The organism is Thiobacillus sp., assembly GCF_013693775.1.
Taxonomy (GTDB): Bacteria; Pseudomonadota; Gammaproteobacteria; order Burkholderiales; family Thiobacillaceae; genus Thiobacillus.
This window is the reverse complement of sequence record NZ_CP059257.1, coordinates 612,878-628,884: the sequence shown is the minus strand read 5'-3', so window position 1 is coordinate 628,884 and position 16,007 is coordinate 612,878. Positions and strand designations below refer to the sequence as shown.

Here is a 16,007-nt window from a genome sequence, read left to right as displayed (position 1 = left end):
ATCTCGCCGCACGTCTTGTGCTCGAAACGATCCATCAGCGACCGCCCCACCTCGTAGAGCGCTACATTCTTGCGCTCGCACGAAGCGATGTCGCGCTCATGGCGTGCCTTGAGTGCTTCCAGGTCGCGTTTTTCCGCCCGCGTCTGCTGCAGGGCCTGGGTGGTGTCGGCCAGGGTCTTTTGAGTGTCGGTGAGCTGCTGCGATGTCGTGGCCAGTTCTTCCTTGGCTTGCGTCAGCTCACGGGTTGCCGCCACGAGTTGCTGCTTGCTGGTACCAAGTCCGTGCCGCAGGCTCGCCACTTGTCCTTCCGCGGTCTTTGACGATGCCTGGGCCTGCTCCAGATCCGCCGCCAGCCGGGCCTTTTCCTGTTCCACGGCATCGAGTTGTCCCTGCACCTGGGACAACTGCTGCTGTACCCGCCGCAAGGCCTCGCGCTCCCGGCTGGCCTTCTTGTCGGACGCCTCGGCGTGCGGCGCCAGGCTGGCCATGCACACTATGAGCGCCAGCGACAATGCGCCCAGCCGTGCCGGGGGTACATACCCTGATAGTCGATGTATCTGTTTCATGGATTGATTCCCTGAACAAGAAAAAGACAGGTTGTGGCCGATGTGCTTCAAAACGAGATCCCCCACGCGCCACCAGCATGGTGGCGATGTCCTGACGGTCGCCCGCCCAGAACAGCGGTCGGTTGCCATTGCGATCCATGAGATTGGGATCCACGCCGGCTGCCAGCATCATCGTCACGATATCCGTGTCGCCCTGCTCGACTGCGATGCCCAGGCTCACCCGGCCCTCCCGGTTCCAGATCGTCATGTCGGGGTGATAGGCCAGCAGTTCCCGCACCACGTCGGCCCGGTGCATGAGCGTGGCCGCGATGATGGGCGTGTTGCCGTCATTGCTTTTCCTGTCGACGTCCGCGCCGGCCTTCAGCAGAAGGCGAACGATCCGGACGTGCCCTTGCAGGGCGGACATGCCGAGCGGGGTGAAGCCCCGCCCTTTCAAATCCGGATCGGCGCCCGCCTCCAGCAGGATGCGCACCATCTCCACATTGCCGTTGGCGACGGCACGGGAAGCGCCCGGTCACCCCAACGGTCGGCGCTGAGGTTGGGGTTAACACCTTTGGCCAGCAATAGCGACACGGCTTTGAAGTCATTCTCACCGGCGGCGGCAATCAACTTGGCCTGATCGTCCTTGGCGTACTCCGGCTCCTGATCATTGCCGTCGGCCTTGATCCGTGCAAACTCCAAGGGGTCCTGGCGCAAAGTGTTAGCTGCGGCGTTATCTTCCGGCAACAGCCAGGTGTCACGCTCCATATCGAAGGCGTGGGCCGACAATGCCGCCAGCGCGAGCAGGATCAACAGCCAACGCAGCGCCTTAGAACTTGGCATTGAAGTCCACTTGAAGAACATCCACGCCAAAGGACAACGGACCGTCGATCGAGTCGGCGGACAGCCACTTCACCCCCAGCCAGGAATTGCGATCGATCCCGTACAGGCCGCCAAGATAAAAGCCCTTGCTATTGGTCCCGCCCAGGTTGAAATCCGAGTCGGTAAAGGCATCCAGCGTGGCATCCCGCTGAAGATTGCGGTAGCCCAGGAAGGCCTGCCAATCTCCTTCCTTATCGACCTTCGGCATGCCCACCGTGAGCTTGGTGTGCCAGCCCAGGGTTCGGGCCTGGTACCCTACCCCCATGCGCTGTTGTACTTCGGCGTTGTCATAGCCTATGTTCTTGACCACATCGCCTGTCAAGATCACATGCACCGGTTCGAACTGGGCCAGATCGACCATCGCCGTCAGGTTGGCCAATTGATAATCGGCAGCCAGCGCCCAGGTTCCCGTCCCTCCCAGGCTGATGTCAAACAGGGAATTCCCCTTCTGGCGATAGCCGGGTGTGGTCGCATCATACAAATGGGGTCGGAAGGGATCCGTGTTGGGGATGCCCTTGATATTGCGATAGTCGTAATAGGCCAGACCGAAGCGCCAGCGGGTATCCGGACCTGCACGCCAGTTCACCCCNAGTTGCGCCGCATAGAGCCATTTGTTTTTGGCCAGATTGGCCGGCGACGTCTCTACTGACTGCAGCGGGAAGGCGCCGATGGTCGCGAAAGGCTTCCAATCCCAGTTTTCTCTAGACCAGGGCGTAAAGCTGGCGGCAGCGCCTTCGAAGTTCACGTCGTCGTCCCAAACCAGGTCCGTACTGAAAAATGGATTGGGAATGCGGCCACCGCTCACGCTCAACCATTCCCACGGTGCCACCTTGGCGTAGGCCCGGTCCAGCACCAGGGAATATTTGTTGAAGGTCGTACCCATGGTCTGATTGGTGGACACGGGGTCCGAGGTGTCGCCCGTCGTGATCCTGAATCCTGCCGAGACGTTATCCGTGATCTTGGCCAGCAGGCCCAGACGCGCACGCAGGCGGAGACGCTCCCGGGTCTCCGAGGTATTGTTGAGGTTGATGCCGTAACCCGCGAAGCTGTTGGGAATGTCATTGCTTTTGGCGTACAGGTCATCCTGAAAACGCAGACGGATATCGCCTTCCCACTTCAGGCGTTCCACCCATTCCGGTACCGCGTTTACGTCGCCCCAGTGCTCGGTCTTGGCCTGCGCCACCACTTCCTGCCGGATCTGCTCGCTGATTTCGCGCTTCACCACTTCGGGGATGTAAGGCACGCGTACTACGCCGGACGCGGCTTCGGATTTGGCGCTTACGTCGGCCTGCTCTTGGCCTTTCTTCTCTGCCTGCTTGATAAGCTCCTGCGCCACCTCGGCGCTCAGCACGCCCTGTTTCACTAGGGCATCCACGAGAGCCAGCGTCGTTGCGCGCAGCGTCTCCAGTTCCTGGCGTTCGCTGGCGGCCTGGACAGGCATGGCAAAAACCAGGCTGAGCGCCATGGCCAGGGGCTTGATGTAATGAGTTTTCATTGGTTTAGTGGATCGTGTTCATGAATCGGAAACTCAGCGCGACACCACGCGCAGCCGCACCGGTTGCGGGATGTCGTCGGGCAAGGGNTCGCGCAGGCTTGCCTGCAGGATCTCCTGGCGCAGCGCCTCGTCGAGCGCGCTGTCGCCCGTGCCCTGGTCAAGCTGCACCCGGCTGACGCCGCCGGACGGGTCGAACCATATCTGCGCGACCACTCGGTAGTCCTTGCCCTGCAGGCGCTTGGCACGTCTCAGCTCGTCCTCCAGCTGGCGCGAGATCATGTTCGAATACCAGCTACGGCGTTCGTTGCCGATCCCGCCGCCGATGCCGATTCCGCTGCCTGCGGCCAGNATCGGTCGCCATCCCGCCTGCCGGGCCGTCGGGGATGCCGCCGGGCGGCGGGGCGGCGCCTCGGGCTGAGGCGGCTGGGGCTCGTCGAGCTTGACCTCTTCCTTCGGCTTGTCGATCTTCTGCGGCTCGGGCGGCTTCTCTTCCGGCGGCTTGGGCGGCGGTGGCTTGACCAGGGAAATGGTCTGGATCTTCGGCCTTTCGGGCCTACCCGAATCCTGGATGAAGTCCATCACCCCNCAAATCACCCCCGCCGTGAACAGCGTCAAGAACAACAGGCCGCCGATGAGCGGCAGCCGGCTGCGCAGGGATCGCTTGCGTGCCGGCATCGTTACTTCGGCTGCTTGGCCGTCACCAGGCCCAGCTGGGTGATGTCCAGGCGACCGCACAAATCCATCACGTCGATCACCTTTTCATAGGCGATCTTCGAATCGCCCTTGATCACCACCGGCAGGTCGGGCGTGATCGCCTTGAAGCTCTTCAGCCGGCTTTCCAGTTCGGCCATGCTGACGGGATACGTGTCCAGATAGATCTGCCCGTTGGCGTCGATGGTGACCGACTTGGTCTTGGGCTTGGCGAGGCTCGGCGTGTTGCTGGCCTTGGGCAGGTTGACCTTGATCCCCTGCACCGAAGCCGTCGTCATGATGATGAAGATGACCAGCAGCACATACGCCAGGTCGAGCATCGGCGTGATGTTGATGTCGTCGAACGGTTCGTTGTCTTCGCGGATCTCGGCCATGTCCGTCTCCTATCGGCTGTAGGTTTCGGCGATGCGGGCGATGTACTCGTCCACGAACACGTGCATGTCGGCGCTGATCGCCTTGATGCGCGAACCGAGGTAGTTGTAGCCGAACAGCGCCGGGATCGCGACCGCCAGGCCGGCCACCGTGGCGACCAGCGCGGCGGCGATGCCGGGCGCGATGGCCGCGACGTTGACGTCGCCGGTGGCGGCGATCGCGGCGAAGGTGATCATCACCCCAACGACGGTGCCGAGTAGACCCAGGAACGGTCCGCCGGAAATCGCGATGGTGAGCAGCACCATCAGGCTGTTGAGCTTCTGGTTCTCGCGCACCACGGTGGCGTCGAGGCTGGCCTTCACCACGTCGAGCGCCTGCGGCGACAACTCCACGCCGGCGCGCTTGCCCATGCGATTCTTCACTTGCTGGATGCCGGCGTGATAGATGCGGTACAGAGTCGAGTTCTGGTGATGGTCGTGGTGGCCAAACAGGATCTCAGCCATGCCGCTGCCCTTCAGGTCGGCATCCTCGGGATCCTCGTCGGCATCCAGCCCGGCCGTATCCTGCGCCTTCAAATCATGGAAGGCTTCCAGGAACTCCTTGTTCGCCCGGGTGATCTTGCTCACCAGCAGCGCCTTCGACGCCATCACCAGCACGCTGATACCGAGCATCACCATCAGCACGGCGATCACCACCCAGCCATCCAGCGTCACACTCTTCAGGATCACGCCGAAGTAGGAGGCGTCGCCGCCGCCATCCTCGCTTTCCTCCTCACCCGCCTGCACCACCTTGTCGCTGTCCGGGCCTTGCGTCATCGCGGCCAGGCGCAACCAGTCCGCGCTGCGTGCGACGTTGGACACTTCCAGTTCATCGACTTCGCCTTTGAAGCCCGCGCCAAGTTTCAGATCCAGTGCCGCATCGGGTGCCGCCACTGCGGCCTCGCCTGCCATCGCGCCATTGAGATACACACGAAGCTTGTCGCTCAGGGTCGCCGACACCTGGCTCCAGCCTGTTGCGGATACATCCGGCCCGGTTACCGTGACGCTACCCGAACGGGCGACCAGCTTGCCGCCTTCCAGTGCCAGCGTCAGCGTCTGCCCCGCATGCAGCAGTTCGGCCGTCTGGCCGGCCATGTCCGGCTTGATCCAGAGCGAGACCGTCATGCCGCCCGCCGCCCCATAGACCAGTTTCGATGCGACAGGAATATCGAGCGTTTGCGTCCCGTCGAACTTGACGGCTCCGCCGATCGCACCGCCCGGTGTGCGCGTGCCGTTGAATGCTCCAGATGGGATCGCCGCCGCTGTGCTGTCCTGTGGCGCGCCGCTGGCTTCCGCGTAGTGCTGGACCAGCATGAAGCTGGGATCGTAGACCGCTTTGCCGTCGCCAACCGCAGGCGCGCCTTCGTTGCCGTAATACAGCCAGACCTGCTGCTTGTCCTTGCCACCTTCCACCTTGGGAACCTGCACCCAGATCAGGGCCTGCTCGGCGGTACTGTCAAATTTCTCGATCTGGAAATTCAACGGCGTCTTGTCGTCACCCGCGACGAAGCGCAGATCGGAGCCATTGGGATTCGCGCTCAGAAAGTCGAAATTCCCCGTGTGCAGGCGGATCAATACCGGCACATTGGCCTGCGCCTCCTTCACGGCGGCGCCAGAATCGGCCGTATTGATCGTGATTGCCTTGCGCGCAGACCAATCGCCGTTCCACCACGCATGGGCCGGGGCGGCCGCCAACATCAACAGCAGGGGAAACAAAAATCGGATCATGTCTCAATGTCTTCGAGATGTTTACAAAGTCATTGATTGTGTAGGCCGACTGTTGCACGGCCATGAACATGTGGCACATCGGCATGAGCCGAACGGCACATGTCAGGACGACACACAGGATGTGTCTCAGCTGCCTCCTTTCTTTTTGGCACATGCGATATCGCCATCCGGACAGCGTTCAGCCTCCCCGCCAAAACCCAGCACCTCCACGCTGATAAGCGAAGGCTTGAAATTGGCAAGGGCGTCCTGGACCTTTTGCATCTGTTCCGCCGAATTCGCTGAACCGTCCCGCATCGACCGGTTGGTCTCCTCCGCCGACTGGCCATTCGGAGACAGATTGCCGAGACCGCTCAAACCGGCCCCCAAGCCGCTGCTCGATGCGGGCGTACCGACGACATTGCCGCCCACTTGGATATTTCCGCTATTCAGAACCTGCTGGGCTGCGATCAGCAGATTGCCGGAGGAGCGGATACCCGCATCGCCCGCATCCACGACTCCTGAGGGTGCGGCCAGAACCACATTGCCGTCGGGAATATTGGGATTGGTCTTGAGCGTCCCGATCCCGCTGCCGCTCACCGTGCCCTGCACATTCAGCGTCGGGTTGCCGCTGGCATCGTAGGTGACCTGGGGCGGCGGGGCGGCGGTCGCCGTCTTCTTGCCCTTGCCGGCATCCACGTTGCCCAGGGTCGACCAGAGCAGGATGTCACCNCCGGCCACGGTAAGTACCCTGGACTGGTTCACCTGGATATCGTCACGGGCCATCGCCAGGATATTGCCCCCGGCAAGNGTCATGATGCCCAGGTCGGACGGCGCCTTGTTGTCGGCCAGGCTGGGCGGAGGATTGGCCAGGCCCACATTGAGGCTGCCGCCCGGCATGAGCAATTGGATAGCGCCGGTCTGCTGGGTAGTGATACGGCTGAACACCAGATTCACGTCGCCTTGATAGGCCAGCGGGACGCCTGCGGCATCCTGGCTGGGGAACAACGTGGCAATGGCAGCGTAGGCGCGCTCGTAACCCTTGCCTGCCTGCCCTTCGCTGGCACCGATCAGCAACTCGTTATTGAAAACAAGCAGGGCCTGCTGGGCCAGGGACAAGCTGGAGAAGTCCGCAGGCGCCTTGTAATCGGCCAGTGCCGCGCTGCCTGACATCAGATAGCGTGCTGCGAATCCGGCGTAGTCCGGATCCCGCACGTGACCGTCGCCATCCTGTCCCAGGCCTGCTGCGGCAGAGAGCGTGGCGCCTCCGGTCGGCAAAGCCTGGTTCTTCAGATTGCCATAAGAGGAAATGCCGGCCGAGTTCCCCAGGTCGATGTTTCTCCCCGCGAAAAATTCGCCGTAGCCGGGGCCGCCCACCTGCAACTCGGCATTATTGCTGGCCAGGCCGTTGGTGACGTTGCGCACCGAAGGCGACACAATGTCCCGCCCGGCCCGGAAACTGCTCTGGTGGTCATCGGCATTGTTCTGCACATAGGCGATGGAACGGAAGACAATGTCCCGGCCCGCATCGATGGTTGTCTGCTTGGTCGACACGAAATAGCCTGCCAGATCCACATCGCCCATGAGCGAATAGAGGTAGGCGGAACGGGAATCGGCACCATGCAGTAGCGGGGTGGCATGCTTGGAAATGCTGGCGCTGAATTGCTGGTACTGGTCCAATCCGACGGTGCTGGTGCCGGCATTCAGGGCGCCGGGAATCAGGGCCGGATCGAAATCGCTCAGATACACTTCGCTGCCCTGCTCCAGCGTGATCCCCTTNTGGGCCAGGAGTTGAAGATTGCCCTGGGCATCCGGAAACAGCACCATGTTGTTGGCAATGGCGATGCCGCCCGACAGGGCGGCCGCCGCCACTTGCCCCGGATAGCCGGACAAGGCCGTGACACCGCCTGCCGTGAAGGTGGGGAAGAAGGCATTCTTCAGCAACGTGAGGTTGCTGTTGTTGTTGTCGAATCTGACGTCGCCGACCAGGGATTGCACGCCGACCTTGCTGCCCGGTGCGTAGTCGTAGAAATAGGGCGTACCGCTGAAGCCGGTGCGGTAAAGCGCGGTCGGGTCGAAGACCGAGGCGATCGTCACATTGCCGTGCGCCGATACGTCGTAGCCGCCCTGTTCCAGCGCCAGATACGGGTAGATCGCCACACCGCTGACCGTGCGCCCTTCCCGGATCGCCCCGCCGGCCTGAATCCGGCCCTGGCCGCTGCCCACCTGGAACACGCCGCCCCGGATATCCCCGCCGGCAACGACCGTCAGGTCGCCCCCGCCGCGGACATCCATTGCTCCGGAGGTCGTGTTGGTCTTGCCGCTGACGGGAACGACCGCGCCCAGATTGACAATGTCGCCGCCAGCGGCAATCCGTACATTACCGCCGCCCAGTGCGCCGATCCCCTGTCTGAAGGCCGAGAAATCAGGCCACCAGAAGGTGGAGCCGGCATTCACCTTGCGTGCCAGCCAATCGGTGATCAGTTGCTGCTGATTCTTGTTGGACGTGCCGCTGACTTCCGCCGTGACATCGCCACCGACCTGGATGGCGAGATCGCCACCGCGATCAGGGAAAACCGCCTTGGGCGTACCGGACGGAATGGCATATCCCGTCGTGTCTCCCGGCACGCCTGCCGTGTAAATCACCGCCACCTGGGTAGCTGAAGTCGACTTGAGCGTCAGATCGCCGCCGACGGCGATGTCGATATCGCCCGTACCGGTCCGCACCATCTTGCCCGCGGCCAGGGTGAAGTTGCCTTTCCCAGCCAGGTCCGCTTTGTCGTGCACCGCCAGCGGATTGCTGCTGCCGGCATCGGCCCCGGAGGCCAAACGATACGACCAGCTGTCGCCACCATTCTGGGTGGCGCTGGCGGTGGTCCCGTTGAATCCGTCGCTGATGCTGCCGTTCAGGATGAGATCGCCCACGGCGCGCAAGCTCAACACGCCCGACTCGCCCGCAATATGCAGTGCCTGCAGTCCCAGATCACCATTCAATGTCAGGTCACCGGTACTGTCCACCTCCACGCCCGGCCGCACATGGAATGCCGGATCGCCGGTTTTGCCGAGGCGGGCCGCGATCGTTGCGGCATTGGCCATGAAGGCATTGGCATCGTTGTAGATGGCGCTATTCACCGCAACATCGCTGGCGCTCAGGCTGTTCCGGGCATAGGACTCGAAGCCTTCGGCCACGACTTCGTTTGCACCCATGATCGCGCCATCCAGGCGGGCAATCGCCATATCCGTTCCGGCGCTGTTGCGCGGCGCTCGCAAGACCACGTTGCCGCCTTCCGCGTAGCTGCCGTGGGCGGAAACGTCAATGGCGCTGCCGGATTGGATGTCGATATGACCGCCCGCAGTGCCTAGGGTCACCTTGCCGCCGTCGCCGCTGCTGCCGGCATACTGGGCCTCGGAACGCGTGGCGTAGGCGTTCAATTGCGCACCGGACAACAGGGCGACGTCGCCCGCCGCATAGGCCTGCACGCTTCCGCCGCGGGCACCGGTACTGTCGATGACTCCCGCCAGGCGGATATCGCCCTGGTCGGAAACCAGCAAGACATCATGGGAAGTCAGCGTATCGCCAGCGGCCATGGCGATGCTGCCCGCAGTCCCGCTCCCGCGCAGGTGCACACTCACGGATTCGGAAAACTTGCCGGCACCCAGTTTGGACAGCAGGCCGGAAAAATCACCCAGGCCCGCCAGATCCAGCGCGAACCGCCCACCCAAGGCGCCATGGGCCGTATCCGCGCCCCCATCCAGATCGCCATCCAGTTTCGCCGTTCCGTCGATGGCCCGAATGGTCAGACTACCGGCATCGCCTTCGCCTGCGCCCGCCACGCTCACACGGGCACCGTTATCGAGCGCCACATTGCCGCGGGTCGCGCGCAGTTCGATCTGCCCGCCGTCGGCGTAGGCCGTCTCGGTGCCGAAGGCTTTGGCATACCCCGTAGCATTTACTTGCGCGCCATTCGCCAGAACCAGGCTGTCGGCCCCGGCCGCCCCGCCTGTCGCTTCGATATCGATATGGCCGGCCAACGCGTCGATTTGAGTGTCCACATAGACCGTGTCGCCCTTCAAACCCAAACGTCCCCCNAGCGTATCGGCTGGCGCGGCCGGATTTGGCGTGGCCGATCGGACCACATTCAGGGCGGCATTGCTCTGGATGTCATAAACCGTACCGGTGTCCGCGACCAGATGAGGCGTTTCCAGTGTCAGGTTGCCCGAGGCATCCATCTGTCCCTTCCCGCTCGTCATGATTTCGTCGCTGGCAGCCAGGGTATAGGCACGACCGCCCTGCAAGGCAACCTGGCCGTCACCCAGAGTGATACGCCCCGTCCCCTTTGCCACGGTGCCTGCCGCATCTACATAACGCTCGGCCCGCAAGCTCAGACTGCCCGACATCGGGGTCGCGCTGCCCGAATACGATCCGGACGTATTGCCCAGGACAAGACTATTGGCCTGGAACACCACATCCTCGCCCGTATGGACGACCAGCGCCGGCGCATCCAAGGTCAGGCCGGCCGGCGCCGTGGCGCCGTCGGTCAGGTCCACGCTGGCCCCATCATAGAAATCCATGGTGCTATAGGTACGCAGACGCAGATCCCTGGCTTGTCGAAGTTGGGCCAGCAGGCCGGGCGTGACCTTCAAACCGTCCTGGCCGGCCGGCACGGCACCGAAACTGACCCGGCTGCTGGCCACACTGATCGCTGGGCTGTTGAAGACAGCCGTACCGGCGATCAGGTTATCCCAGGTGGCATCCAGCAAAATGGAATCACCCGTCAGTTCCGCCTTTTCGTGCAGGGTGAGCGTTCCGGCCGAACCAGCCGTGGCGCCACGGGACAGGATAGGCAGGCTGCTCTGGGCAACGCGCAGGAACGCACCGTCGCCATTCAAGGTGATTTCATCCGGCGCGCCCGTCAACTCACCCTGGCTCTCGATATAACCGTCACGGCCATCGCCCATCCCTGAGCCCAGGGTCAAGGCGTCACGGGAAGCGAGCATGACTTCGCCCGCCTTTAAGGCATGGTCTGCGCTGTTGAGCAGGCGCACGTCGGCCGCATTCACATCGATGTCGTAGCCGGATGCAGACACGGAACGGGTGCCGCCGATCAGCAGGCTTTCGACATTGAAGCTATTCAACATCTCAGCGGACAAGCCTAGATAACCGTTGGGAACACCTGAAACATCATCGACGATGGCAATGGCGCTGGATGCGATATCCAGCATGCCGCCTCGCCCGCCCGCGCCCACATCGAATCGGGGCGCGGCATTCATGGTCAGCTGGGTTGCTCTCAACGATAGCAGGCCCGAATCTTCCGGCAGCCGCGGTCGGGTATAACCGGTAGCCTGGGCAGCCTGGGTGAAGAAGGTATTGGCATGACTCTCGATGAAGCTGGAATACGTGCGCACCACGTCGCCGGACGCCACGAGATACCCCTGACTGCGGCCGGCGGCGATATCGGTCCCGTTCACCAAGGCACGGCCCGCCACCAGTGCGGCGCCATCCGCCAGCGCCCGGTTCTGGTGCGGCAACATATCCTGATATCCGGAAACGGCCTTGACCAGATAGGCACCCGGCATCAGCGCATAGTGGGCGGGAAGCAGGGTATACACCCCGGCATTCAATCCNCCGCCACCGCCACCGCTGAGATAGACGCTCGCGCCCGCTTGCAGCGTGCTATCCGAATTTTGTATGTCCCGTGGTGCATAGCCGGCGCCATAGCCGGGAATCACGGCATACACGCCCGGCTCGGCCAGGATATCGCGGGAACCGCCTGGCCCCGGCAGGAACTCGTAGGCATAGAGATCGCCGCCGCCGCTGAGATCGAGGCCAGCCGTGGCACGAACCTGGATGTCAGGCGCATCCAGGCGAATGGACTTTTCCGGTGGCGCATCCAGAATCAGCGTGTAGTTATCGAGCTGATACACCCATTCGCTGCCGTCGCTCGTGGTCTGCCCCAAGGGCAGCAAGGCGCCCGCCGCCGATACGGAAGTCAAACTGCCGTCGCCCAGCCGGATTGTGTTGCCGGCCGTCAGGTAAAGGCTCCCCAGCGGCGCGCGCAGCACGCCATTCTGGAAGATATTGGCCGCCTCCACGCTCAGGCGGCCTCCCGCCGACAANGGNAGCGGCGCAGCCTGGCCATTTCCGGTGAAGGTCACATCCCCNGGCGTGCTCACCTTGAACGTGGAAAGCGTCGTGGGATAGGCTTGCGCACTCTTGAAAACCAGATTGCCCGCTGCACTCAGACTGCCGGTATAGGTCGGAGTCCCGCTGATGGCCACCGCGTTGAAGCGAATATCCTGGTCGGCTTCGAATGCGGCCGACCGGAAACCCTTCAGGGCGAAGTTCCCTTCCAGATCCAGCATCTTGGCCGCCACATCGAGATGTGCCGTTCCACTCGTTGCAGTCGGGACATTCGATTGGAACAGGGGNTCCAGATTGCCTGCGCGCACATAGGCCGCGCTCAGACTCACATCTCCCGTTCCGCCTGCCAGCGCTGGCGCGTCCAGGGTGATCTGCCGCTTCACGCCGAGATTGACCGGACCGCTGAAGGCAATCTGGTTCTCGCTCTTGAAGGCGACGCTATCGAAGCCGCCGCTGACCAGTCCGCCCACGGGGATATAGGCTTTGCCGCCGTACACCGCATGATCGATGGCGGCGCCCGGCGTCAAACCGGCCGGCACATAATCGCCGGTCTGCGACAGGATCATTTGGCGATCCCCATATAGGGTCGGATAGCCCCTGCCGGGCGTGCCGGCGCTCCGATCCTTCCAGATCGCGGCACTGAAGCGCCCGCCCGCCGCACCGTCGCCGCCTGACTTGCCTGCCATGACGCCGTCGTCGAGCAAGATGCCTTCCGTGGCGGTGATGACCACGCTGCCGGCGTCGCTCGCCACTTCCGTGGCTTTCACGGTCGTGGCATTTCCCGCCTGTGTGGCCAAGTCCAGCGTCGCCTTGGTGCCCGACACGTCCAAGGTCGCCTGACCGTCCGTCCGCGCCTGGATCACCACATTACCCGCGCCTGTGTAATTCCTGCCTTCCAGCGTCCCCGTACCCGCGGACAGGCTGATGGTACCGCCCTGGAGCACCTCGCCTTCCCGCAGGCCAGTCGTGCTCGGAAGCAGCTTGGCGATACCCGACACATCCAGGCGGGCATGGCTGCCCACCCAGATGGCACGGTTGTCCCGATACCAGTCCCCTACCTGGGCGAGCGCCAGCGAGATGGACCCTGCTGCTGCGGTCAGGCTGCCGTCGACGGTCAGCAGGTTGCCCGCGCTCAAATCGATGCTTCCCTGCGGGCCGACGTCGATGACGGCCCCTGCTCCCACGGCAAGCCGACCGAACTGCACCCCGCCCGAGTTGGCAAAGTTATTGCCGCTCTTCAAGGCAAGTTTCATGGGTGCGCGCAACTGCCAAGGCAGTACGACCTCATTGGCCAGATCCTTCATGCTGCTGCCGGAGGACTGGGCCAGCGCCGAATTCTTCAACTGCCATCCCGCATAATCGGGCCGGATGAGAGTATTGGCGGCAACGGTCAGCGCGTCATAGCCCTCGACGCTGTAATCCGTGAACCCGCCCCGGGTAAAGACGCCTGGATCCAGGACCAGCGTTTCCGCTCCCCATCCGCTGGGCAGAGACGTCCCGCTGTTGCCGATCAATGCCTTGGCGGCCCGGATCTTCAGGGAACCTCCCTTGCCCAGGGCAAAGCCGCGCAACTCGCTGCCCAGCGTGATCCGGTTGGATGCCGTCTGGGAAGCATCCAACGATTTGACTGCTAGGCTGATGCTGCCCGCATTTCCTTTTTCCACCGAACCGTCCTGTTTCACCCAGGCACCGCCGCTGACGTCGAGCACGCTTCCCGTTGCCAGATCGAGATCGCCATAGCCTTCGATGGAAATGGAGCCGGCATCTGCCTGGGCCGCCGCAGACCGGTCGGCATCCGGCAGGGAATCATTGGTCCAGGTCCCTGCTGCCGAAATCAGCGTATGGGCACCCAACGTGACATCCCCATCCAGACCGTTGAAAGGCTGGAAGGTCTTGAGCGTAATGGCTCCCCCTGGCGTGATGAGGTTGCCCTGCACGTCGATGCGTTTGGTGCTGCCGAGATACAGGCTGCCGCCGGACTGCGTCGCCAGGGTCGTGCCGGCAGGCACGGTAATCGTGCCATTGCTGTAGACCGCCAGGCGATCGAAACCCGCGTCGAACAGATCCGTGGAAATCCAGACGTTCCCGTCCGTACCCGGCGTGCCGCCGGAATAGAAAGTAATGCCCGGCAGCTTGAAGTCGTATTCCTTCTGGCCATCGAGCGCCACCTGATAGCTGGTATCGCCCAGGATCAACTGGCCGCCCCGGGGGCGGCTGGCGGCATTCCGCTGATAGGGGCCGGCCGTCGTGGCGCCATGCAGCACGCCCGCCGGCAGGCTCAGGTCATGGGCCACGATCTGGACCGTTCCCGCATCCTTACCCTCCACATAACCGGCCTCAAACTTGCCCATGGCCTTGATGCTTTGGTCGTCCAGCCACTTGTCGCCGCTGATCAGTTTTTCGTTGGCGAATCCGACGTAGACTTCGTCGACCGGCGCTTCGCTGATATCGTACGTTTTACCGCTCTGGGAGACCAGCTGGCTGGTGTAGACATACCCGTCCCGGTAGCGGACGGAACCACCACTGACATCGATGCTGGCCCCGGACCGGATGACGACGTCCCCTTCTGACTGCAGCTTGACGTTGCCGCCGGTCGTGAGGCGTTCCTTCGCGGTGCGGGCAATCTGGTTTTTATAACCGGAGAGATCGGCCAGCGGAATCCGGCCGTTCTCGTCCAGATCGCGAATGTCCACCGCCACGGTCTTGCCGCGCAGGAAACCATCCCGTTGCAAGGGCGCATCCTTCAACTCGTCACCGCGCAACTGGACCTGCAGTACGTTGCGCTCCATGGCCAGTTCCACATCGCTCATGCCGGACACGTCGATACGACTGCCCGCTTGCATCTCGACTCGGGTACCGGTCTTGGCGGCGGTGTTCGTGGGAGGATTTGGGTACGACTTGAGATTGTCGGGAAGCGCCGTGCTGGTGTAATCGCCAATGCCTGTGCTGGTGCCGTCCAGTCTGCGTGCCGAAAGCGTCACGTCGCCACCGGGCGCGCGGATCAGGGCGCCGGACGTGCCATCGCCCTCCATGACGATATTCTGTGCCAGTGCATTCACCTTCGAGACGTTCATGTTGGCGCTGTCGACGATGGTTTGCGTATCGTCGTCGTCCGGCAGCACCTCGGTCACGCTCTTCGCGCCCAGCACCAGCGTGCCGCCCCGGGTGACAGGATAGGGATTGGACAGCGAGGCATTGAACTGGGCCGTATCGCCCGCCATGAGATACACGGAACCGTTGGCGCTGACCGACGTCGTGGCGGTGATCCGTCCCTTCTGGTTCACCGCCAGGCCTGCCAGGGTGACGTTGCCCCGCTCGGCGATCAGCTGGCCCAGGTCCAGGTTGCTCGCCGTGCTCGTTCCTGGCGCCGCCGCGCCGGTACCCGGGTTGTCCACGGCCACCAGCAGACCGCGCAGATTGGCATCCCCNGAAGGAGCCAGGTAAACCTTCGAACCTGCCGCCAGCAGGATCTGGCCGTCTGGCGTATGGATCAAGCCGTTGTTTTCCACCGTGGGTGCGAACAGCATGACACTGCCGCCACTACCGGTGGTGAGCGTGGCGCCCGCTTCCACCCGTACGAAACCAGCGACGGTCGCCCCGCTAAAGGGCGCGAATTGGGGATTGCTGTGCAGGTTGGCGATGAGGCCGTTGAGATAGACATTGTCATTGATGTCCAGGCTTGATGCGACCAATGAACGCGTGTCCACCTGGGCGCCGGCCGCGAACAGAATACCGTTCTGGTTCAGCAGGAATATCTGGCCATTGGCGCTCAACTGTCCTTGTATCGTGGTGGGATTCGCATCCCAGATCCGGTTCAAAGAACTGGCTGCCGCATTCGGCTGGACGAACTGCACGCTGTTCCCAGCCCCGATGTTGAAGCCTGCCCAGTTGAAGATGGCCTTGCCAGTGTTCTGCTGGATGACCATATGGCTGCCGTCCGGCGTCACGGACAGGCTGCCGCTGCCTTGGCCAATCCAGGGCGTCGGATTGGGATTGCTACCGCATGCCCCTCCGGCGCAAGGGATAGGAAGGGTCCCCGCCGCCTGCACCAGAGGGGGAGCGATGCCGACCCACACCGACATCCCGTAGGCGGCGAATCGATGCAACGGCGTTCTTTG

The 16,007-nt window shown here is 63.0% G+C and carries 6 protein-coding genes and 1 pseudogene; all 7 read right to left on the bottom strand.

The features are described 5' to 3' along the window. Positions 1-867: 867 nt before the first annotated feature. Positions 868-1,041, bottom strand: a pseudogene (locus HZY77_RS17715) (ankyrin repeat domain-containing protein); the annotation flags it as partial. Continuing rightward, the gene (locus tag HZY77_RS03105) at positions 999-1,409 is read right to left on the bottom strand and encodes a hypothetical protein (RefSeq protein WP_296818636.1); all 411 of its coding nucleotides are present in this window, start codon (positions 1,407-1,409) and stop codon (positions 999-1,001) included. The gene HZY77_RS03105 and the pseudogene HZY77_RS17715, both read right to left, overlap by 43 nt. Then, complete coding sequence (locus tag HZY77_RS03100; protein ID WP_296818634.1) at positions 1,375-2,922, bottom strand: putative porin; 1,548 nt, start codon at positions 2,920-2,922, stop codon at positions 1,375-1,377. Before HZY77_RS03100 ends, HZY77_RS03105 begins: the two co-directional genes overlap by 35 nt. Positions 2,923-2,955: 33 nt before the next feature. Further along, entirely contained in the window at positions 2,956-3,597 is a 642-nt protein-coding gene (locus tag HZY77_RS03095) for an energy transducer TonB (RefSeq protein WP_296818632.1), read from the bottom strand. Positions 3,598-3,599: 2 nt separating this feature from the next. Further along, positions 3,600-4,007, bottom strand: a complete 408-nt coding sequence (locus HZY77_RS03090; protein ID WP_296768020.1) for a biopolymer transporter ExbD — start codon at positions 4,005-4,007, stop codon at positions 3,600-3,602. 9 nt (positions 4,008-4,016) lie between these two features. Next, complete coding sequence (locus tag HZY77_RS03085; RefSeq protein ID WP_296818629.1) at positions 4,017-5,771, bottom strand: DUF2341 domain-containing protein; 1,755 nt, start codon at positions 5,769-5,771, stop codon at positions 4,017-4,019. Between the two features lie 126 nt (positions 5,772-5,897). After that, positions 5,898-15,995: a filamentous haemagglutinin family protein gene (locus tag HZY77_RS03080; protein ID WP_296818627.1), complete on the bottom strand. Its 10,098-nt coding sequence runs from the start codon at positions 15,993-15,995 to the stop codon at positions 5,898-5,900. Positions 15,996-16,007: the final 12 nt, after the last annotated feature.